Genomic DNA, 25,847 nt, shown 5'->3' with positions numbered 1-25,847 from the left:
CGGCATGACGCGATATATATCTAAGCGCATACTACGCTGCGCCGGCATCCTGCTGGCGCTTTGTTTTCTCTGGAGCGCCGGGGCGGAAGCGCTCGATCTGCCTGCCGTGTCGACGATGACGGTGGATTTCGGCCGCCAGGCCGTGACGGCATGGGGTATCGCCGGACAACCCTGGGAACCGACGACGTCCCAGGAGGAGGAAAAGGCGCGCGCCTGGATGGATGCGATGCACCATGCCTACGCGGCGGTCCTCGACGTTCCTCTGATGGAGGGGTTGACCGTCAGGTCCGCCATCGCCGGAAACGCGGCTCTCAAGGAACGGCTGGGTCAGGTGCTCCTCGAAACCGACCCGGTGTTCTACGACCCAGACATGACCGGCCTCGTCAGATGCCGTATGGAGTTGCCCTTCGCGGGCAAGATGAGCCTGCGGACGGCCTTGTATCTGGCGGCGCTGCGGCCGCGACCGCAGGAACCGAAAGCGTTTCTGGCTTCGTGGACCTCGATCGCATCGGCAACCGAGCTGGCGGCGGATACGGCATCGGCTACCGGCGAGGCGCTCAGGCGCGTCATCATCGATCTGCGTCGCACGGCGTTCGAGCCGTCGCTCTTCCCTCGCTTTTTCTCCGAAACCGGCGAACTGCTGTTTCAGGAAGGGCTGGTTCCCGGCCCCGACCGGTTCAGCCGGCCGGTCGTCAGATTCACGGAAAACATCGAGGAGGCGGCGCAGGGCCTCGGCGAAGGGCAGGTGGCGTATATCGAAGCACTTCTCGCCCCGACGGCGCGCCGGGACGTCCGAGTGCTTCAGCAGGAAGCCGGCCTGTTCCTGGCGTTCAGCCGGATGCTCGCAGAAGAACCGCTCGGCGGGCGCGACATCATGATCGTTCACGGAAACCGCCCAGCCCCGTCCGGCCTGCTTCCAAAGGCCGGAAAGAAAGAAAAGGGCGGCGACAAGTCTGCGACGGGAAAACGCGGCAGAACCCCGAAAGCCCCGTAAGGGCAGTTTCGCTCCCGTTCGTGCCGCGCCTGTCGAAGCACGAGTGTCTTTCGCCTTTCGACAAATTCGGGGCTGACGAACGGCGTTCATTCTGCGGAATTCGACAGCTTGCCTTGGCATTGCGGGACAGATTTCCCGGGGTGGCGGCGCGGCACGATTCCTGATATCCTTGGGGCCGCCGGACGTGGTTCGCACGTGCCGGGTCCGGGCAGCTTGCGCGCAGCCCGAGCACAGCCCCTCTACTCTGCGGAGGTCTGCAGCATGCCTCAATCTGTTTCAAAGATTCTGATCGTTCTGCTGGTGTTTGTCGCATCGCTGATGCCCGGCATGGCGGCCGAAACGGCGGCGACGGTCGAAACGCGCAGCATCGAACGGCTCGAACGCTACGTGTACGGCGAAGTCCAGGCCGGCGACGCCGCAACTCGCCTCGGCAAGCTCGAAACCGATCTGCTCGGCCGTCGCATGGGCCGCTCGGCCGCTCACCGGGCGGCGAACCTGGTCTCCCTGGTGTTCAAGGGCTCGGAAGGCACGCCCTCGCTCGACATGAAGCTCAACTTCCTCGAGTGGAAGGTGTTTCAGGAGACGCGCGGCGGCAAGCTCGCCGAGCGGATCAAGGCGCTCGATACGTCGATCGCGGGGCGGACGTCATCCGAACCCCTTGCGTTCCGCGTGGAACAACTCATGCAGATGACGCTCGACAGCGGCATCATCTCGCTGCACCCGGTGAAAATCCCCGCCGGAACGGTGTTTCGCGTCAAGCTCACCGCCCCCATCTCGAGCGCGACCGTGAAGGAAGGCGACCCGGTATCGCTGGCCCTCGCCGGAGACCTGGTTATCGACCGCTCCGTCCTGGTCGTCAGCCGCGGCGCCCCCGTCGTCGGCGAAGTCGAGAAAGTGCGGCGCGGAGGCCGGTTCGGCCGTTCGGGCTTCATCAAACTGCTGGTGAATGACATTCCCGGCATCGACTCGACGGGAATTCCGGTGAAGATCACCGGTTTCGCCCGCAGCGAACTCGACCGGAAGAAACTGGGCATGGCTGCCGGCGCGTCGGTGCTCGGGTATCTCGCGATGGGGCCGGTCGGCCTCGTCGGGGGCGCTTTCGTGAAGGGTCAGGATGCGGTTCTTCCCGCCGGAACCGAACTCGAAATCGAGACGGTTTCCACGACCCAGGTAACGGGCATCGTCGTCACGAACTCGAACTGACCCCCGAAGAAACGTTCGAGCGAGCGTCGCCGCCGGAATTCGACCGGCGGCGATGCGCGTTTTCAGCGGTCGGATACGAATTCCCTTGACATAACTTTAATATTGAATATTTTGATATTAAAGGAGTTTCGCGATGGGTACGCACTACAGGGGAACGCGTGAAGAGACGCGGGCGCTCGACGCTTTCATCAAACTGTTGCGGGCGGCCGACGCGGTGTCGAGGCGCACGCGGGAGGTCATATCGACGGCCGGGCTGACGGAAAGCCGATTCGGCGTTCTCGAAGCGCTGTATCATCTCGGTCCCCTGAGTCCCGGCGAGCTCGGGCGCAAGATCCTCAAGACCGCCGGCAACCTGACGCTCGTCATCGACAATCTCGAGCGCGACGGCCTGGTCGAGCGCCGATCCGGCCTGAATGACCGGCGCGTGAAGAGGGTCGCCCTGACCCGGCAGGGGCGCGATCTGATCGAGCGGCTGCTGCCGCCCCATGCGGAACTGATTGTCTCCGAAATGTCCGTGCTGACGGCCGAAGAGCAAATCGAGCTCGCCCGCCTGTGCAAAAAGCTCGGCCTGAAACAAGATACACATTGAAACAGAATCACCAGACAGGAGGATAACCATGAAAACCCTGCTTCACATCATCGCCAGCCCGCGCGGCGAGGCTTCGTTCTCCCAGCGCGTCGGAACCGCCGTCGTCGAGCAGTTTCGCCGGCAGCATCCCGACGGCAAGGTCGATACGCTGGATCTGTTCGCCGAGGAACTTCCGCGCCTCACGTTGAATACCGTGAACAATAAATATCGCCTGCTCAGCGGAAAGGAACTCGACGAAGAGACCCGGCCCGCCTGGAAACCGGTAGAGGCCCATATCGAGCGGTTCAAGGCAGCCGACGTGGTCGTCATCGACAGCCCGATGTGGAACTTCGGGATCCCCTACGTTCTCAAGCATTACTTCGATGTCATCCTCCAGCCCCGCTACCTGTTCAGATACACGGCGAACGGCGTGGAAGGTTTGGCCGGCGACAAGCGCGTCGTCGTCGTCACGGCACGCGGCGGAGATTACGGCCCCGGAAGCGGCGGCGAAGCGATGGATCTCGTCGTGCCGACCCTGAAGACGATGCTGGGCTTCATCGGCCTGAAAGATCCGACCTTCATCAACATCCAGCCGACGCTGGCCGGCGGCCCCGAAGCCGCGCAGAAGCGTCTCGACGATGCGCTCGCCACGGCGGGACGTCTGACCTTCTGATCATCCGACGCTCGCGAGATCGATGAGAGACTGCATGCCCCCATGTGGGAGCCCTCCCAGTAGACCTTCCCGCAGTCCTCGCATCTGGCGAACAGGTCGTATCGTTCCGCGGCGCGCGGCGGAACGCGATCCAGGACAGCGTCTCGCGCAACGGCCTCCAGCAGACCGTTGCACAGCATGCAGCGCGTAAACGGGGCGAAATGGCTCCTCAGCGACAGCCGTCCAACGACTTCCCTGAGTTGTCGACGCGGCTGTCGCTCCCGTATCCACCGGCCGCCACGAACGGCGCCGTGCATGAGCAGCCTGATGTCGCACGTCAGGATGAACCTGCCCCGGGCCGCCGCCGTCTCGACGATCTCGTGATCCGAATAGTCATTTCTATACATTGCATCGAATCCCAGCAACCTCAGCCAGCGGGCCAGTTTGCCGAGATGCACGTCGAGAATGAATCCCCGCGCTGGATCGAACGGCGGCTTCAGCCCGCCCTGACGCCCCCTGTCGCCGTCGCGCTCGTCCGGGAAAACCTCGACGCGGTCGCCAGGTGCGAGGCGGCTTCCGAACGTCGCGTTCCTGCCGTTGATCGTGACGGCGTCGATTTCCGGATGCGGGACTCCCAGCCCCTCTATCACGTCCTTCACGGCGGGCGAGCCGGCGAGTTCGACGGACAGGTCGGAGCCGCGCTTCCCGGGCGGAAGGAAATCCTCCAGTTCCCCGAAGAAGCGCACGTCGACCACGGGAGCGTTTTTTGCGCCTTCCATACCCCTATGATAGCAGGTGTGTGATATTCTGGGCCCATGCACCCGATCCTCTTTCAATATGGCCCGATTCGTATCGGCTCGTACGGCGTTCTTCTCGCGCTGGCGTTTCTCGCGGCGATCTTCTTCACGAATCGCGAATTCCGCAAAAACGGCGCGGATCCGGCTCTGGCGTGGGACATCTACCTGCTGGCGATCGTCGGCGGCCTCGTGGGATCGCGGATCCTGTATATCATCGAACTCCCCGAGCAGTTCTTGAGGGCGCCCCTCGCCACCCTGTTCGGCTCGACCGGTTTTTCTGTCATCGGAGGTTACGTCCTCGCGTTCGGCCTCTGCTGGTGGCGCGTGCATGCCGCCGGAGAACCGTTCTTCCGGACCGCCGACCTGACCGCGCCGGGAATGAGCGCCGGCTATGCCGTCGGGCGGCTGGGCTGTATCGCCGCAGGAGACGGCTGCTACGGGATTCCGACGTTTTCCGCCTGCGCCATGCATTTTCCGAACGGCCTCGTACCGACGCTCAGCGCGAAGAATCACCTGTTGACCTCGTATTTTCTGCGCCTGTTCCCCGGACACCCCGTGCCTGTCGATATCGGCGTCCACCCGACCCCCCTGTATGAATCTATATCGCACTTCATATTACTGGGAATTCTCTTGCTTCCCTTCTGGCGCGCCGGGTCCGGGCGACGACTGGCGTTCTTCTTCTGCTGGTTCGGCGTTTCCCGATTCCTCGTCGAGTTCATCAGGCTGAATCCGCCCTCCTGGCTCGGTCTGACCAGCGACCAGTGGTTGAGCATCGCCATCTTCGCCGTTGGCTCGGCCGTGTTCATCCGGGCCGCTTCCGGCGCTTCGCAGACGTCGGTGTCGCCCGGCTCCTCCGCGCCAGTCTCGTGAAGACGGGCATCGACGCGCGTCGCCGCCGACTCCTCCGCGAAGGAAGTCCCGGGCGAGGTCCCGTCGTCTACTGGATGTCGCGCGACCAGCGCGTGAAGGACAACTGGGCCCTGCTCGCCGCCCGGGAAGATGCGGCCTGGCGCGACTGCGGCCTGGCGGTCGTTTTCTGCCTCGCTCCGACGTTCCTCGGTGCGACCAGGCGTGCATACGATTTTCTGCTCCGTGGTCTGCGCGAGGTCGAGCGGGATCTCAGACGGCTCCAGATCCCGTTCCACCTGCTCGAGGGCGATCCGGTGGAAACCCTTCCGGCCTTTCTCCGCGACGCCGATGCTGCCGAGCTCGTCACCGATTTCGATCCCCTCAGGCCGAAACGCGAATGGCGCGTTCGAATATCCAAAGCTCTCTCTATTCCTTTCGTCGAGGTCGATGCGCACAATATCGTTCCCTGCCGGCAGGCGTCCGACAAACGCGAGTGGGCTGCGGCGACCCTCCGCCCGAAGATCATGCGGCTGCTTCCCGCCTTCCTGACGGATTTTCCGCCCCTCGAAGCCCTGCCCGGGAACGCCCCCCTGCCGGCCCCGGTCGACTGGGAGGCCGTGTCCGCACGTCTTTCCTGTGATGAATCCGTCGGTGTGGTCCACGGCATACTGCCCGGGGAATGCGGCGCCGAGACGGCCCTGAAGAATTTTCTGGCGCACCGTCTGCGCGGATACGCCGGCGCCCGCAACGATCCCAATCTCGACGGGCAGTCGAGGCTTTCCCCCTGGCTGCATTTCGGTCACCTCGCCCCCCAGCGGGCCGCCCTGGAGGTCTCCCGGGCGGCGGACGTCCCGGACGAAGACCGGGCGGCTTTTCTCGAACAGCTTGTGATACGGCGCGAACTGGCCGACAATTTCTGCCTGTACGAGCCGAACTACGATTCCTTCGAGGCGACCCCCGCCTGGGCGATGCGGACGCTCGGCGAGCACAGGGGCGATGTGCGCGATCGTCTCTACGAATACGAAATGTTCGACGGCGCCGCCACGCACGATCCGCTTTGGAACGCGGCTCAAACAGAGATGCGCGTCTCCGGCTCGATGCACGGCTACCTGAGGATGTACTGGTGCAAGAAGCTCCTCGAGTGGAGCGCAACCCCCGAGGAAGCCTGGAAAACGGCGGTCCGCCTGAATGACCGGTATGAGCTCGACGGCCGCGACCCCAACGGGTACACGGGCATCGCCTGGAGCATCGGCGGCGTCCATGATCGGCCATGGAAGTCGCGGCCCGTCTTCGGATCGGTCCGGTACATGAACGATCGCGGCTGCAGAGGAAAATTCGATGTCGATAGATATATATCTACATGGCTAGAAACAAATCCGGCTTCGCCCGGGAAAAAGGTCAGAAAAGGTCGGCGATGACCCTGTTCGCGAGGGCGATTCCCTGACGACTCAGGGAAACGACATTGCCCTTCCGGATGAGCGCACCCGCCTCGCACTGCCGGTCGATGGCGGTTTCAAACCCTCGAGGCAGTTTTCCGAAAGCTCGTGCAAGCGCCTCGAGATCGAGGCCGTCGCCGACGAGTCGCAGACGAAGCATGACCGTTTCGTGGAACCGATCTACCTCCGAGAGCGTTTCGACGGCGTCGGGAGCGCCGGAAAGCCACTGTTTCAACGGGGAAGGCTTCGTGCGCCGAACCCCCGCCCGCGTGCCGACGGCGGAGGGACCGGCGCCGACATACTCACCGCCGTTCCAATAGTTCATGTTGTGGCGGCATCGCCCGCCCGGGCGCGCGAAGTTCGAAATTTCGTACTGTTCGTAGCCTGCGGCCGCGAGTGCGTCGGCAACCTCGAACAATTCGCCGGGGCCGACGTCGGCCGGATCGGGAAACCCGCCTTCGTCGACGCGCGCGGCGAGCGGGGTGCCCTCCTCGACCGTCAGGAAATACGCGGAAACGTGTTCGAGGGGGAATTCGCGGACGAGATCGGCAAGCCCGGGAGCGAGAGACGGCCTGTCGGGCAGACCGAGGATCAGATCGACGCCGACGCGGCCGGTCAGCGACAGCGCCCGCGCAAGGGCTTCCCGGCCGGAAGAGAGAGTGCCCTGACGCCCGAGAAGCCGGAGTTCGTCATCCCGCAGACGCTGAAGTCCCATGCTCAGGCGGAGTCCCGGAATGTCGCGCAGGACGGCCGCGATTTCCCCCGACAGGGTCTCCGGGTTCGTCTCGACCGTCCATTCATCGACGGGGGCGCCGGCAATGGCCCGGGAAACGATTCGAATCAGCTTTTCGAAATGCCCGGGGCCGACGGATGTGGGATTTCCGCCGCCGATGAAGACCGTCCGCATGCGGGGCCTGATCCGTCCATCGATTTCGGTGCGAAGCTCGTCTTCGAGCCTGGCGAGGTAGGCCGTGACGAGATCGTGCGTCGGGAGGGTCGAGTAAAAGGCGCAGTAGCCGCATTTCGAAAGACAGAACGGCACATGGATATACAACCCGGGGCCGAACGTCGTCTCCTGGCCGCCGTCGATCATGGCGTGCGAGCCGACGGCGGAAACCGGCTACGGAGCGTCGAAACGAACGCTTCATCGGCTCGTTCGGAAACGTACCGAAGCGGCGACCAGCCCATGTCGCGGGTCTGCCGGAAAAAGAGGAATAATAAAATGATTGTAATTATTATATTAGGCCAAGCATTGACTTCCCATTGTCCGCTCCAGAGGAGAACCGATGCGCCGTCAAAGGGATACAGCCAGGGGATCGCCCAGGCTTCGCCGTCGGGACCCCGGGAGCCGACGACGTCGCCGATGACGTGAAGGATGAAAAGTCCCGCCGATGTCGCGGTGACGCGCAGCCGACGATCGCCGCAGGCTCCGAGAGCCGATGCCGTGAGGATGCCCGCGAGGACGTTGTGGCCGAGAATGTGATGGAATGCCGAGTAATACACGGCTTCGCCGCCGCGCACCATGTCGATCAGGGCGCCGGCTCCGTCCAGATCGGGGAGAAGTCCCGCCGAAGCGGCGAGAGCGGCGTCGCGTTTCGTCCCGCAGACGCGCTGGGCGATGCACCAGCTGAGAAGACCGTGCGTGACGATATTCATCGTCGTTCGAGATAGACCGACAGCACCGGGTCCGTTGCAAGCTCGAAGGGAGTGCAGCCCGATGCGTCGGGACGGCGGGGATCGGCGCCGCGTTCGACGAGAAGACGCGCCACTTCGGCGTATCCCTTTTCGGCGGCGATGTGCAGGGGCGTCCTGCCACGGCGATCCGCCGCGTTGACCCGCGCTCCGAACATGATGAGGAGGGCCGTCGCGGCGGCATCCCCGGACTCGGCGGCGAGATGCAGGGGCGTGATGCCATTCGTGATACTGCCGATGATCTGGGGCACGTTGGACACGAGCGGTTCGTCTTCGAGCGTCTGGCGGACGGCCGTCATGTCACGCCGGCTCAGGGCCTCGAAGAGACGCCCGGACTTGGCGAGCGTCGTTTCGGAAAAAACGATTCTGGATATATTGCTTGCGATACGAAGCGTCACCCGCTGTTTCGATTTCGGCTGTTTGACCTGGACCTCGTCGCCCGGCTGCAGAATCAGCACTTTCCCGGAAGGGATGCCGGGTCGCCCCCCGAGGCGGCGGATGGCTTCCGCCGCCGACGCGTGGCCGTAGGCCTGCGCGACGTCGAGCGGCGTCTGTTCGTATTCGTTTATACTATTCAATATATCCGCGGGCGAGGCGATGATGACGGGAATATCGGCGTTCCCGAGGGCCGCGCACAGGTGAAGCGCCGTTTCGCCGTCCCGGTTTTTCCGGGCCGGATCAGCGCCTGCGGCCATGAGCAGGCGACAGGCGTCGGCGTTTCCCGCGGCGACGGCGGCATGAAGGGGCGGTCGGCCGCCGGCCAGAGGCGCGTTCGCCAGCAGAGGGGCGCGATTCAGGACGTCGGCGATCCGGGCGGTGTCCGTCGATTTCAGCAGTTCCTCGAAATGAACAGGCGTGTCGAGCCCGCCGGCCTTTTTCAGGATCTCGGCGATATCGGACAAGCCCGCGGCGACAGCCATCGCGAGGGGCGTTTTCCCTTCGGAGTCGCCGGCATTCACGAGAGCTCCGCGGGAAATCAGCCAACCGGCCATGTCGACCGCCCCCCGGCGCGGTCCGTCGCGAGACGGCGCAGGCCGATCTGTCGGGACGGTCCAGTGAAGCGGGGTGCGCCCCCGCGCATCGCATGCGTTGATATCCGCCCCTCCACGGACCAACTCTTCCGCGGCGCGCGTCTGATCCCAGGCGGTTGCGAGATGCAGGGGCGTGACCCGGCTCACGGGACTGCCAAGCCGGGGATCGGCCCCGTGTTCGATGAGGATGCGAACGACGTCGGCGGCGCCCGTCATGGCCGCGATGTCGAGGGCAGACATGCCTTCGTTGCGGTGGTTTCTGCGATTCACGTCGGCGCCGCGCTCGAGCAGCAGGGAGACGATTTCGGCGTTTCCATCCCACGCGGCCAGATGAAGGGGCGTGATGTCCTGCGGATTCCTCGCGTTCACGTCCGCGCCGGCGTTCAGCAGCGCCCGGACGATGGAGATATTTCCCGACTGGGCGGCGAAATGCAGCGGCGTGGCCTGCTGGAGCATCGGCAGGCCTTCCGACCTTGGGCGAAGGGTGTCGCGGTCCTCGACGACGCGCGGGTGTCGGCCCAGGATATCGATGACGCGATCGAGATCGCCCCTGCGGACGGCTTCGTGGATGGCATCCGCGAACGAGGATGTGAGCAGGGGCGGGGCGAGCAGCAGGCAGACGGCGATCAGGGCCGAGCGCGACCGGCTCATCTGGTGGCGCGGCCTCTCACGGATTGGCGACGATGCCGACATTCGGAACGGCGGCGGAGGTTCCCTGCCGGTTCGTCCGCGACTCGCGCGGGTAAGCCGCGGAGATGACGACGGTGATCTTCGTCGGCGTATGGCCGGTGGTTTCGGCCTGGATATCGATCCATTCGACGTTCCGAACCAGGACTTCCCTGCGTTTCAGGGGGGCGTTGAAGGGATCGGCCGTCAATGCCATGGCGTAGTCGGGCGCGCTGGTCGAATACGTGGTTTCACGTTCTTCCCAGATGAGGTTGCCCTGGGTATTCAGGTCGGGCGAGCGTTCGAGTTTGAAGATGTTCCAGCCGAGCACGCCAGCCCTGTCTTCGGATGTGCTGAAGCCCTGCCGTTCGGGCAATGCCCGCGGCATGTACATCGAAACGCCGGAGTTGGCGCCGAGAATGGATGAGGCGGATTTCCGGCCGAGCCCCTGGACGATGTGAACGTAAAATTGCGCGGCGTTCGGCCCGATCAACGTCTGGTCGCGGCCGCCGGCGTCGTGCATTGCGGAAGGCAGGAGCGTCGTCGGGTATGAAGTCGCTTCGATGGCTTTCGTGATGACCATTTCAGCCTTGCGAAGGTCGGTGATGGTGTATTGAAGCCAGGCGGATTTTCCCGCGATCTTCTGGCCGCCGAAAAACAGCGAATACGCTCCGGCGAGGAACAACGACAGCACGACGGTCGTGACGAGCAGTTCGACCAGGGTGAACCCTCTGCGGCCCGGCATCATCGTCGGCTCACTTTGATGATTTTCTCCGTGCGGTGGTCGTGGGAAAGTCCCGTCTGCGGATCGAGAATCGAGGCTTCGACCACCATGCGAACGGCTTCCTGGTTGAAACGGCGCTGACCGGCGACGGAGATGACATTGAGGGCCACGACTTCGTAGGAAGCCCTGTAGGGAAAAAGGTTCGATGAGGAGATATCGAGCGTATACGGGTTGGCGACCATCGCGTCGTTCCAGTTAAGACTCCCCTGAATGCTCGGTTGATTCGTGATGTCGTGTCGAAACCGCCAGAGGTAGAGGTCCTGGTTGGGAACCGGGCCGTTCTCATCCCGCGGCCAGCCCGACGGGAACCAGGACGTGGGCCCCTGGCTCGTGTCGGCCGTATCGAGTGCGTCGAGTTTGTACCATTTCGTCGAGTTGTCGGTCGACAGCGTGCCGTCCGACAGGAAGCGCGGACCGGGGTTATACGGATTGGCGCGGCGGACGCAGGGGGCCGCAGGAGCATACTCGTTTCGCCGGATGAGAGGCAGGTTCGCTCGCTCGGCCGGGGTGATTTCCGAAAAATCGAACGCCGGATTCTTGCCGAGACTGTACATGCTCGCATCGTACAACTCCGTCGGAAACAGCCTGACTTTCAGTTCGGCGTGCTGGATGGCCCCCGCCGCCATATACTGTACCTGGAGTTCGCGGATCGATCGCGTCACTTGACTGCGATACTCTCGGCCGGAGCGCAGGAGCGACAGGGCCGAAACGAGAAGGACCGAAGCCAGGACCAGCACGATGAGCACCGCCATGCCGCGTCGCCGAATTCCGCCGTTCATCAGCACTCCCTTCAGTCCAGTTTTGCCTTGTACGTCACGACATGCAGTCGTTGCGGACGTCCCGCATTGCTGTCGGGACGCCTGTATTCGGATGATGCGAGGTTCCAGCGGATCTGGAGGACGAGGCGCTGCATCAGATAATACCTGCCCAACGAGTCGGGCTGGGCGAGACGCCGCTGATCGATGACGACCGGTTGGGTCGCCGGCCCCCACACATGTATAGCACCAGGTATATTATAATACCGATACGGAGAAACCACGCCGAGGGGGTTGGTCGGCCCCGATTTGCGATACATCGACGGCTGGCCGCCGGTCTCGGTCACCGCGGCGGCGGCGGCCATCGACGCCCATCCGGCCTGTTCTTCCGGGCGTGGGTTCGGGTAGAAGGAAAAGGTCAGCTCCGTTCCGAACTGCGTGTCTGCCGTCGTGTCCTCGATGGGGTCGGAGCGGAGGTAGATCGCGTAATGGATGCCCCTTCCGTCCGTTGCGATACCGTTGCACGTATACCCGCCCGCGGCCATGACGGAGCCCGGAAAAAGCATCTGCGCGAAACTGGCGCCCTGGGGGCCGGTCAGCATGGCGGGGTTTCCCGGAACGAGCGCGGAAAACGGGACGGTGTCGAGGAGCGTGTTCAGCACGAAGCGGGCGCGATCGACGGCGAAGGAGTTGGCCGCGAGAAGGTCCGTGTCTTTCACGTCCTTCGTCAGCAGACCGAAAATCGGGATGAGCGCGGAGGCGAGGATGATCATGGCCAGCATGACCTCGGTCAGCGTCATGCCGGATCTCGAAACGACGTTCTTCATTTGCACGGAAATTGCCGCCCCTCTCTTCCTTCATTATAATAGGCGAATGAGGGGCAAACAAGGAAAAAACGGCGGTCATTCCCGGAACAAGCGAATTCAGGTCTTTCTCCTGGCTGCGATACTGGGATTCTTGAGTCTCGGACCGCAGGGGAGCTTCGCCTGCGATGTCGACCTGATCGCCCTTCTCGAGGCCGAAACCGCATCCGTACCTGCGGCCATGCCATGGATGAGGGCGGCGCACGCGATCGCCTCGTTGTCAGACGCCCTGAATGCGGGGCAACCTTCCGGAGATGCCGTTTCAACGTGGAATGACGCGACGATGGCCCTGTTCGAAACATGGGTGATACCCTCCCGGGGCTTGCGAACCGAAATGGGTTCCACGACCTGGCGGATCCAGCATCTGTTGAATACCGGTGAATATATTCAAGCCCACGAGGCCATCCAGCGTCAGTTCAGGCTCGTTCTCCGGTGCCTCGCCGCGCTCGGGCTCCCGGCGCGCCCGGCGGCCCTCGCGGAGCTGGCCGGAAGGGTCTGGAGCCTTGTCGAGTCGGCAAGGGACCGGGACGAAAAGAGATTTGTCGTCGAATCCGCCGGCCTTGCCTCCGCTGCCGAAGAGTTGAGGAGCGCCTGGAACGTCCCAGCGGACTCTCCCTTGGAGGCCGTCAGCCATTGGTCGGGCGAACTCGGCCGGGTTTCTTCCTTTTTCACGGCGCATCGAGACGAATGGCCCGATGAACTGTTCCATGCCGTCAGCCAGTTGAAGGACGCCCTCGTCCGGCTTCACGGGTTTCTTCTCGAGTCCTGCAGAATGAAGATCTTCCGTTCGCCTTGAACTTGTCGAAGGGCGAGAGGCTCTTGTGCTTCGACAGCCTCGGCACGAACGAGAACACTCGATGGTCTTTTGTTACGCAGGAGGCTCTAAAAGCAAGACTCAGGAATGTAAAAACTTTTGAAATTGCGTAAAAACCATTTTACTCCGCAGAGACCGTATTCCCGGGCTCGCCTCCGTGACATACCGCCTGGTCCCCACTGCGTCGCCCCCCGGAGAGTATTCTCTCCAGGCCCGAGAATTGCTGTATAATTGTACAGGATGATTTTTTTCGAAATACCGAACTGGTCGGATGACCATGAAGCCACCTCGAGAGGAAAGAGAACGATGAAGTTTCCACGCAGGATACACGGCACGACGGGCGGAACCAGGATGGCGTATTTTCTTCTCGCCATGCTGACGGTCGCGTGTCCACCGATAGGTTTTTCCGCCCCCCCGGCCCCGGCGCCGGCGCAGAACGGCCAGGCCCTTGTGGCCGGAGCCGTCGATCTCGCCGCGGTCATCACATTCCATCCGGCGATGCGCAATTTTGACTATCGTTCGGGGAAGTTCGTTTCCCAGGTCGGTGTTCCCGGCACATCGACCGGAATCGAGGCATGGAAGGAAACGCGCGACGAGCAGCGCCGCATCAAAGCCATGGAAGAAGCCATCGAGGCCCAGGTCCGGCGGGTGAATGAGGAACTGATGCGGAATCAGCCCGAGATGCAGGAAGGAAAAAAAGTCGCCAGGCCCGAGTTCGACAAACTGACGAGGATGAACGAGGAGTACAGGAAGCTACTGGCACCGCTGGCAGAACGGGTTCTCGGCGGATTTCCGGAAAAACTGCTCGGCGACATCCCCCGGCAAAACCTCGAACGCATCATGACGGAGGTCCTCTGGGCCGTCCAGGCGAGCGCACAGGCGCGCGGCGCCGCGATCGTGCTGAACACATCGACGGGGGATTTCAAACCCGGCACGGAGGGACTGCCCCAGCCACCGGACCCCGGTTCCGTCGGTATCCTCGAACGCTGGAACATCCGCTCGCTGAGCGATATCGAAGCGCTGATCCAGGCTTCGGGATCCACCCCTATGCCATTCGAGGGAAAGCGCCCGAAGCAGAGGCCCGGACTCGTCTGCGGCGGGCATTTCGAGAGCGTCACGGATCCGGCGATGCTCAAATCGCTGGTGAGCGAGTTTTACGACAACCGCCAGGCCTTTTCCGGCGCTTTCCTGTCTCTGGGTGCGACGCGCCACGTTCTCTCCGGAAGCATCAACGTCACATCGGTCGATCTCACGTCCGATGCCGTTGCCCGCCTGCTCGACCTCTACAAGACGAGGGCCGCCGAGCGGAACGCCATCATGAACCTTCTTCGCGAGCGGCTCGGCCGCTGATTCCTGATCCTGGATGATCAAGGAGCGCTGTATGACGTATCGAAGCATGGTCCGTTGCCCGCACTGGTTCGTTCTTCTGCTGCTTGTTCTGCTGCCGGTGTGCATCGCCGTCGGTGCAACCAATTTTTACAAGGAAAACCGGAACGGGAAGGTTTTCATTCTCCAGGTCGATCCGTCCACGAATATCGAAACGGTGTTCAATCCCGACAAATCCGTCATTTTCCTGGCGCCGAAGGCGAAGCGCGTCGCCGTCCTGCCGACGGCAGGCTGGGGGGAACGCACTTCGAACAAAACCCCCCTCGGAGATCCTCTCGGAGTCGGCGAGTATCCCGGCGATCCCAACGCCATCATTACGTTGCGCGTGAAATCGCTGGGCGGTGCGACGCGGTATGAGCTGTACCGCGGCGCTTCGAGACTTCTCTGGGCCGTCGACGATTACTTTACGGCCTACAATCCCGACAACAACAAGTTCGACATCGCAGTCAGCCAGTATATGGGCCGAAATAAAGATGAAATGCGCGTTTATGTGTATATTTCCAATCTGTTCTACTATTTCGGTCCCGTCATCATCAAGCTGGAGTTCAAAAACAACGCCCTGGTCGAGGCCGGATACAAGATCACGAATGATTGGTCCTGGTACGGCATCATTTTCGATTCTTGGTTCTCCGCCTATTCCTCTCCAAGCCCGCAACGCAACCGCTGGCAAAACGTGACCGAGTCAGGCGATCGCGGGTCGGCTCAGTCCATCAGCGTGAATGCAACGTCGGATACGTCGGACCTGCTCGTCTACCACCCCACCCGGAGCTACTCCCTTCAGCACGTCTGGGACACCAGCCGCACGAACGGGAGCTGGGGCATCAACTACCTGCTCGACAACAACCGGGTCAAGAAGGCGAAGTCGACGAACTACCTGACGAACGATCCGAATCAGATGACCCAAATTTTCGACGTCGGCATGGATCTCGGCAACGCCTATGCCGACACATTGCTCTACTATCGGAGTTATTACAACCACGGCAATACCTTCGTCGCCAATAACGTCAACACGAACACATCGCTGTCCCATTTGTATTACGACGTCGAGGATGCGGCCGGTCAGATGGTCGAGATCCGGGACGGCGCCCCCAACGGAGCCGTTCTCAACACGATTCGGGTCAATCCGAATCCGTTGGTGCTCGGTCACAACGCCGTCGGCCTGTACGGTCTGTCGTGCCGCAACGCCCTTTCCGGAAGCGAACTCATCGTATACGAACCGGTATACAAAATCAATCAGAACGCGGTCGACATGCTCGAAATAACCGACAACAATCGCAACAACGTTCCCGACCACGTGGATAACGACGGAAAAGGCTATTTCGGATACCGCGCCGACTATCTCATCGACCGGAACAACGGTTCCGCGATCAACAGCGATTATGTACTGGACTACGTTATCGCTCACCGGTTTCCGCTGTCCGGAAAAACGGCGAACGATGAATTCACCTATCAGGAAATGGCCATCGAACGCGATCCGTCGGCTTCGCCGTCGAGAATGATCCCGGGCGAAATCGTGCATGTGCGGGTCGGCAACATCTGGCACCAGGACCCTGACGTATACGGCGAATACAACCAGTTCGGCTGGGACGGCGGGGCTGGAAACTCGGTGTTTATCTGGGTGGGAAATCCGGGAGAACCGTATCGCGGCTTCAACGGGTCTACGACACCCGTTCGCAGAAACAGCGGTCACATTCTCGGAGTCGAGGTGAAGAATACCTCCTACGCCACGGCCGATTACTTCGGCGTCGTCGGAAACGACGAATGGGCGGCGGGCCAGGGAGATCTGTATTTTCTCTCGAGAAAATATGGCGCCTATGTCAGCCCCCGCATCGTTGCCTCAAACAATCCGTGGGTTCCGCCGGTCTCGGGATACAATCTCTGGTGGAAATACCAGTACAACCGTTCGACATCCTACGGCATCTCACGTACCTACTGGATCGGCAGCAATCCCACCAGCGAATGGCTGAACACGGCCGGGTTCTTCATCGGAAACTCAGTCTATTCGCAGATGGTGTATAACATCAACTGCGGCTGCCGCGGCCAGCGGTACGACAACTTCCAGCTCGTGTCGGAAGCCAGTTCCCCGATTCTCGACTTCGCGATCGTCAACATCGGTGCCCCGCCCTTCGTCGACGGAACGATCGCGCCGACGATCGTCGCGAACAACGGCGGCGTCGTCGTCCAGCCGAATACGCCGGTCTATTTCACCGGCGGGTATTCCGACCCTGCGGGCCTCATCGATCCCGCGACGGTCAAGTTCCGCTACGTCATTCTCGACGACGCGTTCAACGATACCGATCCGTCCGCAGATCCGAAACTGGTCATCGACTCGAGCGTCGTCAACGGCGGGAACCTCCTGACGACCCCGAACTGGAACTACGTTTTCAAGGACACCGACCTCCGCGGCCGTCGGGTCGCGACGTTCACCGTCTATCTCGGCATCCAGTTCAAGTGCCAGGATTTCACGCAGATGCCATATCCTTCGTATTCCTGGTGGGGCACCCCCATCGTGGAGAAGTTCGCCTGGAGCAACTCACGCGGCGGCATGTATTACGACGGCACCCGCCACGACAAGTGGGGCGCGCCGCTTCGGATAACGGTGGATACGCAACGCGATCCCACCCCCGAGCATCCGGTGGTCGTCACCAACGTTCAGGCGTATTCGGACCTGACGAGCGGCTGGACGAGCGGCGCGCCGAAAGCCGACCAGGGTCGCAGGATCAAACTGCGCGTCATCGGCGACATGCTGTTCCTTTCCGAAATCCCGGCCCCCCAGACGACCAATTTTTCTCAGATGGGAGGCGTCATGCCGTGGCCGTTCGGGGTCGCGCAGACGGACAACCATTATCGCGTCAGCATGTACGGTTCGGGGATGCAGTATGACGTTTCCCGGGGGACCGTTCTGTCGAACGCCGAGTTCAAACAGGACCTCGCCGGAATAAAGTATGGAATATATATTCGTAGCTCCATCTTGAACCCGGACGGGACTACCTCTCCGTATACCCAGACGGTTCCCCTCGCCAATTCCGATCACATGCTCTACGAGGGCGCGACGCCGCCCCACCAGGGGTTCACGGAGATCGCCTCCGGCACGCTCGACGGCATCGGAACGACCCGAAGAGGCCTTTTCGACCCCGGCGCCTGCAGTGTCGTCGTGACGCCGGATTTCACCAACCGGCTTCCGAACCAGCGCAAGTTCAAGTTCACGATCGAAACGCCGTGGATGTATCTGCCGGTGCCGCTCGACGGCGGCATGGATGACACGGACGTCAGGGACAAGTATGAGGTGCGCGTGGCCCTGAAGTATCCGGTGGCGCAGTGGAGCCAGGTCACGGTCAAGAATTACAACACGAATATCCTGACGAATAGTTACAACTGCAGCAAGGTCGAGGACCAGCACGAGCGCAGTTACAGCACCAACTTCAACCAGCGCGTGTATCTGCGGATCATGGACAAGGAAGGCCCGGCCGTCACCGAGTTCGTCCCGCCTGCCCAGGGCGCGTCGGGCGATCCGTCCCCGAGCTCTGCGATCAGGGTCCGGCTGGTCGATAACAACCCCCACGACTACTGGAAGCGCGGGCGGCATCCTCAAGTGCGCTACGTGTTGGAAGCAGGCGCGGATCCGTCGCTGAACATCGCGAATGAGGGGGGCCTCGATATCGATTACACCGGCTGGAATACAGCAGGGCCCTACACGCTCCCGTCAGGCCTGGCGATGACGAGCCAGGGAGGGCGTTCATGGGCATACAAGACCGCGGCCGTCGATCTGTCGAGCTGGTCCATGCAGTTGTCGACATTCCCCGGCCTGGTTCAGCTCCGGAACGATCCCGTCGGCAACCTGATCAACGCCAATACGCTCTATTCTCCCTGCTTCAACCAGAACCAGTTCGTTCAGCACTGGGCTCTGTACGATGATCCTGCTGGCGCTCCGAATTTCGACGGCGACGGTCTGCCGATCGCGACGATTCGCGACGGCTCCGGGAATCCCCAGTCGGCCGGCGTTGCGACCGGCACGACGGTGATCGCCGATAACGAACCGCCGAATATCCGGCTGATCGTCAGCGACGACATGAACCTCGACGTGATGATCGAAGTGAAGGGCGGATACCGGGATACCGCCACGAGACTCGTTGCAAGATCCGTCAAGGTGTCCAACCTCAAACAGGCCGGAAGCACTCTGTTCGAGGCGACCGTTGCGACGACGACGCCGACCTTCCCGGTGGCTTCGCTGACCGAGATCTACGATCTCGGAACGTTCGCCGGACGGCCCGCCGGATACTCGATCTCAGTTCCGGTCCAGGCCGGGGCGATTCCGCTGTCCGTCTGCCCGGATTCTCGCCTGCGGGTCGTCGGCGAAGGGTTCGACAATGCGAATGCGGGAAAGACCGCCGTCTCGATCTCCATTCCGCACCCCGACACCCCCGTCGCCGGTGCGGGGTCCGTCGAGTCGATCTTCCGCCGCGGCCTTTCCGGAAACACCTACGTCATCACCGCGGAAACGGTCGACGGGGCCGGGCACAAGGTGAAAATTCTGGTACCCTTCACCGTTTCGCAACCCGGCATGATCGACGTCCGGACCATCGAGGAATCGAGCAGGAAAAAGTAACGACGTCTATACACCATTTCTCTCCCGCCCGGCACTGCCGGGCGGGGATTTTTATGCTACGATACCGCAAACGCTTCGGAAGCGGCGAGGGCGAAGGAGGAGCGGGAGATGTTTCTCGAAACGGTCCGGGTGGGGCCCATGGGGAATTTCTGTTATCTGATCGGCGACGAGGACGGCGGAAGAGGGATCGTCATCGATCCGGCATTCGACGCAGAAAAGATTGCGACCGCGGTGAAAGCCCGCAGGCTCGATCTGTCGTGCATCGTCTTGACGCATCACCATTTCGACCACATCAACGCCGCCGCAGCCGTGAAAGCCAGGACGGGCGCGAAAGTGATCGCGCACAAAGAGTCTGAACGATATATTCATGGCGATATACGTCTGGATGCGTATGCGGCCGACGGCGCATCGCTGGACTGGGGCGGTAAAGGAACCGTCGACATCATCCACACGCCCGGCCATGCACCGGGGGGCATCTGCCTGATCGTGGACGACCGTTGGCTGATCACCGGCGACACCCTGTTCGTCGGCAACTGCGGCCGAACCGACCTCGAGGGCGGCGACGCACGGGCGCTGTACAAAAGTCTGGAGCGGATCAAACGACTTCCCGACGGCCTCGTCGTCTGCCCGGGCCACGATTACGGCCCGGCGCCGAGCCGGACGCTCGGCGAGGAGAAAAAACTCAACCCCGCCCTGGCGGCGGCGAGTTACGAGGCGTTTCTCGCCGTTCCATAGCGTTCACCATTCATATGGGACGCCCTGACGCAGACTCCAGAACGCCGACTCCTTCCAGCCCGACTCGAACTGGTCGCGCGACATCTGGAAAATCTCCTGCAGGGCCGTCGCTAGCGGAACGCCGTTTCCCAGTTTTTCGAGAAGCGCAAGGACGGCGGCGATACCCTGGGTGAAATCCGTTTTTTTCTTCACGAGAAACGCGGCCGTCAGATACGCCTGGGCACGCGCCGTGTCTCGGGCGGCGATCGACGCCGACGCGTCGCCGAGCAGATCGTCGACCTTGTCCAGCTGGACAAGCTGCGCCTCGTCGCTGGCGATTCTCGCCTGCACCGTCTGGAGCAGGAACTTCGTGACGTCGTCGCTTCCGCCGAGGATCTCCGAAATGCCGGCCTGAAGCCAGATGGCGCGGTTTTCCGGCGCGAATGCCTTCGGAGCCCTGCCGAACAGAAGGGCCCGGGAAAGCTCCCGCGCGAGTTCAAAGCCGGGCAGAGCCTGCGAAAGGATCATCGTATTTTCCTCGTCGGCGGTCGGGTATTCGGTGGCTATCCAGCTTCGAACCGCGCCCAGGTCGGTATACAAAGCCGAAATGACGAGGGTGTTTTTGTCCGGGAAAAAGCGGGCGATGCTCGACCCCATCGCCGAGACGGGCACCAGGTGGACCGCGAGGGGAGCTTTCAACGGCCCGAGGCGCGATTCGAGACGATTCATCGTCATCTCGAGAGTCTGCAGCATGATGCCCGGAAGACTGGGAGCCGTGCCGGCCGCGGATTTGATCGTGAACCTCGCGGAGTTCGCCGCAGGACCAGTCATCGGAAAATCCGGCATCACCGCTGCCACAGGCTGGGCGGGGGTGGGCGGGTTCGAAGGCGAAGCGATCGCTGGAGAGGGAGCGGGAGAGGGATCGACCGACGTCTGCCCGGCGGCCGAGTTCTCCTCCGGAGATGGTTCCTGCGTCGGGTCGGGCGGGAGGGGGGTGGGCTTCCCGTCCTCAGCTTCCGGCAGATCGGGTTGCGGCAGGGCGGGATTTTCCTGGGCCGCCTGCTCCGCCGCCGACAGCCGGGTCATGATCTGCTGGGCGAGAACGGGATCGCGGCTCAGCGCCGGGATCGACGTGAGGGCGTTGAGAACGGTGACGTGATCAGGGTTCATGGCGAAGCCCTTTTTCAACCACTCGAGCCCCTTGTCGACGTCGCTGACTTTGAAACAGTATAGCGCCTCCATGTAGCAGGCCAGACTGCGGCGGGGCAGGCGCGCGGCCCAGATATCGAGCGCGCGGCGGGCGTCCTGGACTCTGTTGGTGATGATGGCGAGCTGGACATACAAAAACCAGGCGTCGCGGTCGAGAAAGGGCAGGCTGTTCGCCGCATCGTCCATGATCGTTTTCGACTCGTCGGGCCGCGCGTTCGCGGCGGCGAGTAAGCCCGCCTTCAGATTGACCGACGGAAAATTGTAGCCGCGCCGGAACGCGCGTTTCAGAATGTCGCCGCCCTTTTCGGGCTCGCCGGTCATCAGCGCGAGATCGAGGCGAAGCAGATCGAGCATCGGATGGTCGGGATCGCGCTGAGCGGCGCGGTCGAGAAACACCTGGGCGTTTCTCGGCTGCATGCGGTCGAGCGCGATGCGCGCCCGCACCAGCAGACCCTCGGCCGATTTTGGGAACCCCTGCGTCAGCTGGTCTGCGGCCTTTTCCGCCTCCTTCCAGCGGTCGAGGTCATACAAGGCCCGGGGCCGCGACGTTGCCGACGTTTCGGGGTTCGTGTCGGAGACCATCGCCTTGATGAAGAGAAGAAGCGGGTGGCAGGGAACCTTTGCCAGGCCCTGCTCATACAGCTGAATCGCGTCTTTCGTGCGGCCCAGATACAGCGCGCACAGCGCCGTCAGTGCAGTTCCGTCGACGCCGGGATGCCGCTTCTCATACTCTTCCGCGAGGGCGAGAGCCTTGTAAAACTGGCCCCGGGCAATCTCGTCGAGAACGCTGTCGTAGTGCAGCTTCTTCGTTTTCAGGCGCGACAGCAGCTGCGGCAGTCTGGAGGTGATCTGCGCGAAGTGTTCCTGGAGCGCCGCCGGGTCGACGGGGATCGCCCGCGGCGTCGGGGGCAGGCGTGCGAGGAGCTTGCGGGCCGTGGGATCGTCCTGATTCAGGCAGAGCGATTTCCTGAGCCATTCGCCCGCCAGCAGGGGCTGACCGGCCTTGATCTCGATGCCGCCGAGCAGGTCGAGCAGGTTGTTGCTCCGGAATCCGTCGAAAAAAATGCGCAGCGCATACAACCTTGCTTCATCGATTCTGCCCTCGGTGAACGCCTCGTGGGCGAGCCTGTACAGGTCCCGGGGTACGACCGTCCGTTGTTTGAGAAAAGCGGCTTCGGCGGCAGCAAGGCCCTCCGGCTGTCCGGCCGCGGTTGCCGGTGAAGCGATCGAAAGACCGACCATGGACAGCAGAATCCCCAGCAGAAGCGTTGTCACCTTCATCCTGTTCGTTCGTGCGCTCATCTCTCGTTTCCTTCGCATGATGGCTGGTTGTCTGCATTATATGTCGACCGCACCGCTTCGGCAACGAATCCGGAACTATTGCGTCCTGCAGTTCGTCGAAGGACGAGATACTCTCGTGCTTCGACGGGTTCAGCACGAACGGAAACACGCACTTGTCTTTCTGTCGCGCTGGAATCAACAATCCTCCAGATCACGTTCGCAATGGGCGGTTCGCAAACCGCCCCTGCCACAGGGAATCATTCTGGCGCAGGAAAGATTTGAACACACGTCCTGCCGTCGTATTCTGCCCGTAGGCGCGCATCGCGATGCGCCCGACATGCGATGCCATCCGTCACGCATGACTGCGCCGACGGGAATGAAAACGGCAATGTTATACTATTGACTATAATATTTTGTTCATGCACAATACTCCCGTGGTTCATCCACAGGACGCCGTGACCGGCCCCAGCGGTTCAGCTGAACATTCCACGACGGGAGACCTGTGCCATGAACGTGCCGCCCCCTTTCGATCCAGCGAACATCCAGGGTCTTTCCTCCGGCGAGGTTCTTGAATCGCTCAAACGCTGGGGGCCGAACGAACTCCCGCTGGCGAAAAAACGCGGTCTGTTCGACATCGCGGCGGAGGTCGTCCGCGAGCCGATGTTCCTGCTGCTGATCTTCTGCGGCGCTCTCTACCTGATTCTCGGCGATATCGAAGAAGCCCTGATGCTTCTGGGCTTCGTGTTCGTCATCATGGGCATCACCTTCTACCAGGAACAGCGCACGGAAAACGCCCTCGAGGCCCTGCGAAATCTCTCGAGCCCCCGCGCTCTGGTCATTCGAGGCGGGGTCCAGGAGCGCATCGCCGGCCGAGACGTCGTGCAAGGCGATATCGTCCTGTTGTCCGAAGGCGACCGCGTCCCGGCCGACGGCATCATTCTCCACTCCGTGAGCCTCACGACCGACGAGTCGCTTCTCACCGGCGAATCCGTTCCGGTAAGAAAGCGGGCGGACGCACCAGCGACGGAGATGGGACAACCCGGCGGCGACGACACGCCCTTCGTCTTTTCGGGGTCGATGGTCGTGAAGGGGCAGGGCATCGCCCGCATCGTTCACACCGGCGTTCGCACCTCGATGGGAAAGATCGGCAAGGCTCTGCAGAGCCTCGAACCCGAGCAGACGCGTCTGCAGCGGGAAACGGGCCGCATCGTTCGGAACTTCGGCATCGTCGGCGCGGTTTCCTGCGTCGTCGTCGTCGTCGTGCATGGTTTCACCCAGGGAAACTGGATCCAGGGCTTCCTGGCCGGTCTCACCCTCGCCATGGCGACGCTTCCCGAAGAGTTTCCCGTCGTTCTTACGATTTTTCTCGCCCTCGGCGCATGGCGCATGTCGCATCGGAACGTCCTGACGAGACGCGTGCCGGCCGTCGAAACGCTGGGCTCCGCGACGGTCCTCTGCACCGACAAGACGGGGACGCTTACGCAGAACAGAATGAGCGTCACGCACCTCTCGACGGACAGCGCGATCCACATCGTCGAGCACGGGGCAGACTCGCTTCCCGATGCGTTTCACGAACTCGTCGAGTTCAGCATCCTGGCCAGCCCCGTCGATCCGTTCGACCCGATGGAAAAGGCGATGTGCGAGCTTGGGAGAACGACGCTCGGCAGAACCGAGCACCTGCATCGCGACTGGACACTGATCCGTGAATACCCGCTTTCGGAGCAACTTCTCGCCATGTCGCGCGTCTGGCGCTCGCCTTCCGGCGACTCGCTGATTCTCGCCGCCAAAGGCGCTCCCGAAGCGATCGCCGACCTTTGCCACCTTCCGAAGAGCGACCTGGATACCCTTCGGACGCAGATCAACGCGTTGGCCGACCAGGGACTGCGCGTCATCGGCGTTGCGCGGGGAGCGTTTTCCGAAAAAGAACTTCCGGACGGCCAGCATGACCTGACGTTCGAGTTCCTCGGTCTGCTCGGCCTCGCCGACCCGGTCCGTCCCGAAGTGCCCGCCGCCGTCGCCGAGTGTCTCACGGCCGGCGTCCGCGTCATCATGATCACGGGGGATTATCCAGGAACCGCGCGCAGCATCGCGCGCCAGATCGGGCTCGCCAACCCCGAGGACGTAATTTCCGGTCCCGAGCTCGATACGATGGACGACGCGACCCTCCAGAGCCGCATCAAAAACGTCTCGATTTTTGCGCGGGCCGTTCCCGAGCAGAAACTTCGGCTCGTCCAGGCCCTCAAGGCGAACGGAGACGTGGTCGCGATGACCGGCGACGGGGTGAACGACGCCCCCGCCCTGAAGGCCGCCCACATCGGCGTCGCCATGGGCGGCCGCGGCACCGATGTGGCCCGCGAGGCTGCGTCGCTGGTGCTGCTCGACGACAACTTCACCTCGATCGTCCAGGCGGTCAAACTCGGCCGACGGATTTTCGACAATCTGCGCAAGGCGATGTCCTTCATCGTCGCCGTCCACATACCGATCGCGGGGCTCTCTCTGCTTCCCGTTCTTCTGAAGTGGCCGCTCCTTCTGCTGCCGGTCCACGTCGTATTTCTTGAACTATTTATCGATCCGGCATGTTCCGTCGTGTTCGAAGCCGAAGCCGAGGAACCTGACATCATGAGCCGCCCCCCGCGCACCGAGAACGAGCCGCTGTTCGACCGGAGCACCGTGATCCACAGCATCCTGCAGGGCGCCGGCATCCTGATCCTCTCGCTGATCGCCTACGTGGTGGTGTCGGGCGTCAGCCGGTCCGTCGACGAGGCCCGGGCCGCATGTTTTATAACGCTTCTTATGGGCAATTTCGGGCTCATCCTGAGCAACCGATGTCTGCAGAGAAACTTCATCTCCGCGCTTGGCCGGCCGAACAAGGCCCTCTGGTGGGTCATAGGCGGAACCGGCGTCGCCCTCGTTCTCTGCCTGTCCCTGCCGTTCCTGAAGAACCTGTTCAAGTTCGGCTCGCTGCATCTCGCGGACCTCGCCGTCGCTTTCGGAGCCGGTTGTCTCGCGATCGTCCTGAGCGAGCTGATCAAACTGTTCTTCCACCAAAGCCGCGCCGCGACGCCTTCCTGAAATTTCTTTTTCCAAGAGAGGCGGTCCGGGATGTCTGGACAGCATTCAAAAAATAGTTGTCGACATAACCAGTGTGAGTCGTGCCGTATCCATTTCAAAGGTTGATCTGAATATACGACTCGTCTCACAAGGAACACGACAATCACCCACATCCTCGATACCGTTCGTGCTGAGCTTGTCGAAGCACGAATGCACTCGCCCTTCGACAGGCTCAGGGCGAACGGCTGTGCCTTGTCGGTCTGGAGGAATTATATTTTACTCGTGATAGCTGTTGCCTAACATATGAGACGAGTAGTAGTAAACCTCCTCGTATTTGACACGTTCGACGAAAACGTTGTCCACCCACCGTCCCTTGCCATCCATCCTGATCTTGATCCATGCTCTTTCAGAACGGATGTAACCGAATGTGAAGTGAATCGACGTCACTGGTCGCTGTTGAAGAAAAACCGCCGGGCGATTCCCGGCGGGGATTCCG

At 62.1% G+C, this 25,847-nt stretch carries 19 protein-coding genes and 1 pseudogene; 12 read left to right on the top strand and 8 right to left on the bottom strand.

Features of this window, described 5'->3' with window-relative positions; all coding sequences use genetic code 11:
* Window positions 1–4 precede the first annotated feature (4 nt).
* The 7 genes from PLU72_09155 to PLU72_09125 all read left to right on the top strand — a co-directional run bounded on the left by PLU72_09155 (window position 5) and on the right by PLU72_09125 (window position 6,481).
* Window positions 5–994, top strand: coding sequence for a hypothetical protein (locus PLU72_09155; GenBank protein ID HOT28344.1), 990 nt, complete (start codon window positions 5–7; stop codon window positions 992–994).
* 261 nt (window positions 995–1,255) lie between these two features.
* Entirely contained in the window at window positions 1,256–2,197 is a 942-nt protein-coding gene (locus PLU72_09150) for a hypothetical protein (GenBank protein HOT28343.1), read from the top strand.
* A gap of 133 nt (window positions 2,198–2,330) precedes the next feature.
* Window positions 2,331–2,786: a MarR family transcriptional regulator gene (locus PLU72_09145; GenBank protein HOT28342.1), complete on the top strand. Its 456-nt coding sequence runs from the start codon at window positions 2,331–2,333 to the stop codon at window positions 2,784–2,786.
* A 28-nt stretch (window positions 2,787–2,814) separates the two neighbouring features.
* Entirely contained in the window at window positions 2,815–3,438 is a 624-nt protein-coding gene (locus PLU72_09140; GenBank protein HOT28341.1) for an NAD(P)H-dependent oxidoreductase, read from the top strand.
* A 44-nt stretch (window positions 3,439–3,482) separates the two neighbouring features.
* Entirely contained in the window at window positions 3,483–4,220 is a 738-nt protein-coding gene (locus tag PLU72_09135) for a hypothetical protein (GenBank protein HOT28340.1), read from the top strand.
* 12 nt (window positions 4,221–4,232) lie between these two features.
* Window positions 4,233–5,084, top strand: a complete 852-nt coding sequence (locus PLU72_09130) for a prolipoprotein diacylglyceryl transferase (protein ID HOT28339.1) — start codon at window positions 4,233–4,235, stop codon at window positions 5,082–5,084.
* Window positions 5,081–6,481, top strand: a complete 1,401-nt coding sequence (locus tag PLU72_09125; GenBank protein HOT28338.1) for a deoxyribodipyrimidine photo-lyase — start codon at window positions 5,081–5,083, stop codon at window positions 6,479–6,481. The genes PLU72_09130 and PLU72_09125 overlap by 4 nt, the downstream gene beginning before the upstream one ends.
* On the opposite strand, the gene PLU72_09120 is transcribed toward PLU72_09125, so the two are convergent.
* From PLU72_09120 to PLU72_09095, 6 genes are read right to left on the bottom strand one after another with little or no spacing between them, the layout of a single operon-like run.
* Complete coding sequence (locus tag PLU72_09120) at window positions 6,462–7,592, bottom strand: coproporphyrinogen-III oxidase family protein (protein HOT28337.1); 1,131 nt, start codon at window positions 7,590–7,592, stop codon at window positions 6,462–6,464. The two genes, PLU72_09125 and PLU72_09120, sit on opposite strands and share 20 nt — an antisense overlap.
* The gene (locus tag PLU72_09115) at window positions 7,589–8,155 is read right to left on the bottom strand and encodes a metal-dependent hydrolase (GenBank protein ID HOT28336.1); all 567 of its coding nucleotides are present in this window, start codon (window positions 8,153–8,155) and stop codon (window positions 7,589–7,591) included. The genes PLU72_09120 and PLU72_09115 overlap by 4 nt, the downstream gene beginning before the upstream one ends.
* The gene (locus tag PLU72_09110) at window positions 8,152–9,873 is read right to left on the bottom strand and encodes an ankyrin repeat domain-containing protein (GenBank protein HOT28335.1); all 1,722 of its coding nucleotides are present in this window, start codon (window positions 9,871–9,873) and stop codon (window positions 8,152–8,154) included. Before PLU72_09110 ends, PLU72_09115 begins: the two co-directional genes overlap by 4 nt.
* A 16-nt stretch (window positions 9,874–9,889) precedes the next feature.
* Entirely contained in the window at window positions 9,890–10,636 is a 747-nt protein-coding gene (locus tag PLU72_09105; protein HOT28334.1) for a prepilin-type N-terminal cleavage/methylation domain-containing protein, read from the bottom strand.
* Window positions 10,633–11,451: a hypothetical protein gene (locus PLU72_09100; protein HOT28333.1), complete on the bottom strand. Its 819-nt coding sequence runs from the start codon at window positions 11,449–11,451 to the stop codon at window positions 10,633–10,635. The genes PLU72_09105 and PLU72_09100 overlap by 4 nt, the downstream gene beginning before the upstream one ends.
* Before the next feature lie 11 nt (window positions 11,452–11,462).
* Window positions 11,463–12,254 (bottom strand): prepilin-type N-terminal cleavage/methylation domain-containing protein, encoded by a 792-nt coding sequence (locus tag PLU72_09095; GenBank protein ID HOT28332.1) that lies wholly within the window; start codon window positions 12,252–12,254, stop codon window positions 11,463–11,465.
* Window positions 12,255–12,384: 130 nt separating this feature from the next.
* Between PLU72_09095 and PLU72_09090 the strand changes: the two genes are divergently transcribed.
* The 4 genes from PLU72_09090 to PLU72_09075 all read left to right on the top strand — a co-directional run bounded on the left by PLU72_09090 (window position 12,385) and on the right by PLU72_09075 (window position 19,831).
* Window positions 12,385–13,086, top strand: coding sequence for a hypothetical protein (locus PLU72_09090; protein ID HOT28331.1), 702 nt, complete (start codon window positions 12,385–12,387; stop codon window positions 13,084–13,086).
* Between the two features lie 324 nt (window positions 13,087–13,410).
* Window positions 13,411–14,454, top strand: a complete 1,044-nt coding sequence (locus PLU72_09085; GenBank protein ID HOT28330.1) for a hypothetical protein — start codon at window positions 13,411–13,413, stop codon at window positions 14,452–14,454.
* A gap of 31 nt (window positions 14,455–14,485) precedes the next feature.
* Entirely contained in the window at window positions 14,486–19,096 is a 4,611-nt protein-coding gene (locus PLU72_09080) for a hypothetical protein (protein HOT28329.1), read from the top strand.
* 108 nt (window positions 19,097–19,204) lie between these two features.
* A complete protein-coding gene (locus PLU72_09075) occupies window positions 19,205–19,831 on the top strand; it encodes an MBL fold metallo-hydrolase (GenBank protein HOT28328.1) in 627 nt (208 codons plus the stop codon).
* A 3-nt stretch (window positions 19,832–19,834) separates the two neighbouring features.
* Here the strand turns inward: PLU72_09075 and PLU72_09070 are convergent, their stop codons facing one another.
* Window positions 19,835–22,321 carry a hypothetical protein gene (locus PLU72_09070; protein HOT28327.1) on the bottom strand — a complete coding sequence of 829 codons (2,487 nt, stop codon included), beginning with the start codon at window positions 22,319–22,321 and terminating at the stop codon, window positions 19,835–19,837.
* 486 nt (window positions 22,322–22,807) lie between these two features.
* On the opposite strand from PLU72_09070, the gene PLU72_09065 reads away from it, so the two are divergent.
* On the top strand, window positions 22,808–25,372 hold the full coding sequence (locus PLU72_09065) for a cation-translocating P-type ATPase (GenBank protein ID HOT28326.1): 2,565 nt from the start codon (window positions 22,808–22,810) through the stop codon (window positions 25,370–25,372).
* A 297-nt stretch (window positions 25,373–25,669) separates the two neighbouring features.
* Here the strand turns inward: PLU72_09065 and PLU72_09060 are convergent.
* A pseudogene (locus tag PLU72_09060) lies at window positions 25,670–25,812 on the bottom strand (IS3 family transposase).
* Window positions 25,813–25,847 lie beyond the last annotated feature (35 nt).

It is taken from the genome of Candidatus Ozemobacteraceae bacterium, from assembly GCA_035373905.1.
Classification (GTDB): domain Bacteria; phylum Muiribacteriota; class Ozemobacteria; order Ozemobacterales; family Ozemobacteraceae; genus MWAR01.
This window is presented reverse-complemented; position numbering and strand designations above follow the sequence as displayed.

What these genes read in the sequence shown, in the direction of transcription:
- PLU72_09155 (HOT28344.1), top strand. Translation starts at nt 5, where the DNA reads ATGACGCGATATATATCTAAGCGCATACTACGCTGCGCCGGCATCCTG.
- PLU72_09150 (HOT28343.1), top strand. Translation starts at nt 1,256, where the DNA reads ATGCCTCAATCTGTTTCAAAGATTCTGATCGTTCTGCTGGTGTTTGTC.
- PLU72_09145 (HOT28342.1), top strand. Translation starts at nt 2,331, where the DNA reads ATGGGTACGCACTACAGGGGAACGCGTGAAGAGACGCGGGCGCTCGAC.
- PLU72_09140 (HOT28341.1), top strand. Translation starts at nt 2,815, where the DNA reads ATGAAAACCCTGCTTCACATCATCGCCAGCCCGCGCGGCGAGGCTTCG.
- PLU72_09130 (HOT28339.1), top strand. Translation starts at nt 4,233, where the DNA reads ATGCACCCGATCCTCTTTCAATATGGCCCGATTCGTATCGGCTCGTAC.
- PLU72_09120 (HOT28337.1), bottom strand. Translation starts at nt 7,592, where the DNA reads ATGATCGACGGCGGCCAGGAGACGACGTTCGGCCCCGGGTTGTATATC.
- PLU72_09115 (HOT28336.1), bottom strand. Translation starts at nt 8,155, where the DNA reads ATGAATATCGTCACGCACGGTCTTCTCAGCTGGTGCATCGCCCAGCGC.
- PLU72_09110 (HOT28335.1), bottom strand. Translation starts at nt 9,873, where the DNA reads ATGAGCCGGTCGCGCTCGGCCCTGATCGCCGTCTGCCTGCTGCTCGCC.
- PLU72_09105 (HOT28334.1), bottom strand. Translation starts at nt 10,636, where the DNA reads ATGATGCCGGGCCGCAGAGGGTTCACCCTGGTCGAACTGCTCGTCACG.
- PLU72_09100 (HOT28333.1), bottom strand. Translation starts at nt 11,451, where the DNA reads ATGAACGGCGGAATTCGGCGACGCGGCATGGCGGTGCTCATCGTGCTG.
- PLU72_09095 (HOT28332.1), bottom strand. Translation starts at nt 12,254, where the DNA reads ATGAAGAACGTCGTTTCGAGATCCGGCATGACGCTGACCGAGGTCATG.
- PLU72_09085 (HOT28330.1), top strand. Translation starts at nt 13,411, where the DNA reads ATGAAGTTTCCACGCAGGATACACGGCACGACGGGCGGAACCAGGATG.
- PLU72_09080 (HOT28329.1), top strand. Translation starts at nt 14,486, where the DNA reads ATGACGTATCGAAGCATGGTCCGTTGCCCGCACTGGTTCGTTCTTCTG.
- PLU72_09075 (HOT28328.1), top strand. Translation starts at nt 19,205, where the DNA reads ATGTTTCTCGAAACGGTCCGGGTGGGGCCCATGGGGAATTTCTGTTAT.
- PLU72_09070 (HOT28327.1), bottom strand. Translation starts at nt 22,321, where the DNA reads ATGAGCGCACGAACGAACAGGATGAAGGTGACAACGCTTCTGCTGGGG.
- PLU72_09065 (HOT28326.1), top strand. Translation starts at nt 22,808, where the DNA reads ATGAACGTGCCGCCCCCTTTCGATCCAGCGAACATCCAGGGTCTTTCC.